1 protein-coding gene is annotated in these 1,901 nt (G+C 64.2%); it reads right to left on the reverse strand.

What is annotated here, in order from left to right:
- Nucleotides 1–249: 249 nt before the first annotated feature.
- A complete protein-coding gene (locus tag PQ963_01470; protein ID MEN4028341.1) occupies nt 250–1,572 on the reverse strand; it encodes a HAMP domain-containing sensor histidine kinase in 1,323 nt (440 codons plus the stop codon).
- Between the last annotated feature and the right edge of the window lie 329 nt (nt 1,573–1,901).

Genomic DNA, 1,901 nt, shown 5'->3' on the forward strand with positions numbered 1-1,901 from the left:
GGGTGAGTGGCTGGCCACGCGGGGGCACTTGTCAAAGTCGGGCCAGCGCTGAAAGTCTTCGTCGAGACAGCGCACGAGTCCAGCCAGCGTGTCAGGCAGGCCTTGCTGGCTGACGAGCCCGGCGACGTCGGCCACGCTCAGGAACCATGGATGGGCGCGTGTCATGGCACAACCCTCCTTCCTGAAGCCAGTATGGCAGCGGTGGGTGCAGATGGGGCACCAGCCCTGCCGCCATCAGTGACTTAGTGCTCAGCCCAGGCCTTCCAGCGCAAACACACTGCCCTGACCGACCGCGCTGCGCACCGTGATCTGCGCGCCCAGGTAACCCGCCTGGGCCCGCACGATGGCCAGCCCCAGGCCATGGCTGTCACTGGCCTGGCGATCGTCAAAGCTGCGATAGGCCTCGAACAGTTGAGGCAGGCGGTCAGGAGCAATACCCTGTCCGTTGTCTCGAATCTCAACACGCACACCGGTGTGCTGATGGCGTACGGCCACCAGCACGCGGGTGGCCTGGGCATGCTTCAACGCATTGCCCAGCAGGTTCTGAATGATCGAGTCGAGCATGCGCACGTCGGTGGTCAGCGTCACGGGCGAGCCCGTTCGTACGCACAGCTCAATGCCGCGGGCATGGGCATCAGGGCTCGCCAACTCGACCATGCGACACAGACGCTCGCTCAGGCTCACCTCACTGAGGTGCACAGGGGCCGTACCCGACTCAAGCCGCGACAACTCCAGCAGGCGGGTGATCTGGCTGTGGATGTCGCCAGCGGCCGTTTCAATTTTGTGCACGGTGTCGCGCAGGCGATCTTCGCCCAGCGTCAGCAGCTCGGTGCGCTTGAGGAAGCCGGTGTACAGGCTGATGGCGCGCACCGGCTGCTTGAGGTCATGACTGACACCCGCCAGAAACAGACCCTTGATGCGCGCCGCGTTCTCGGCCTCGGCCTTGCGCACGGTGAGGTCATCGATGAGCTGCTGCTTCTCGAAGCGCAGGCGAATGTTCTCCCGGTGCACCCGGTGGGTGGCGTGGGCATAGTTGGCCATGGCCCCCAGATACAGCGCCGCCATGGCGGCCAGCGTCAAGCGCTCGGCACCCCCTGCCAGCACCATCACCACCAGGTAGGGAGCCAACAGCGGCAGCACAAAGGTGTAGAAGGCGGGCAAGTGGATGGACAGCGGTGTGACCGACACACCAATCAAACCCGCCACGATGGAACCTGCCACCAGTTGCGTCAGGGGCTGGGCGGGATCGACATAGAGCCACACGAAGCCCCCCCATGTGAGGCCTGAGGCCAGCGACGACCACGTGTACGCCCTCAGCACCGCGGCATGGCGCTGATGGCTCTCCAGCCGAGGACGGGTGTGGCACATGAAGCCTTCCCGCGCCAGGTTGGCCAGCACACTGAAGGCGAGCCAGGCCAGGATCAGTGCGTTGGCCACACGACCATGCATGAGCCACGCACACACCAGGGTCAGCACGGCCACCCCAGCCAACGGAAAGTGCAGATCGAACGCAAAGTGCCGAGCAAACGCACGCTGCTCGTAGGTGGTCAGATCCGGTTCAGCAGCATCCATGGCGGGGCATCAGGCTTGAAGAATTGCACTATGCCACCCATCCAGGGGTGCTGGCTCTACGCCCTGATGCGTAGGCGATCACCGCCTGTACGCATGGGGGCGAATGGTCAAGAGGCGTGGCGGTTCCTACGATTCAACGGAAGCACGGTCGTGCTTGCAACCCCTTGATCAACTTCAGTCAGGAACCGCTCATGCGCTCACACCTCATCGCCGCCCTCACCACCTTGCTGCTCGCCAGCGCAGCACACGCAGAGGGGCCCGTGGCCGTTTGCGAAACAGGCTTTGCCATCAAGACCCTGGCGGGCAACAAAGCCGCCTGCGTCAAAACG

This window comes from Methanobacterium sp. (assembly GCA_039666455.1).
In the GTDB taxonomy this organism is placed as follows: domain Archaea; phylum Methanobacteriota; class Methanobacteria; order Methanobacteriales; family Methanobacteriaceae; genus Methanobacterium_D.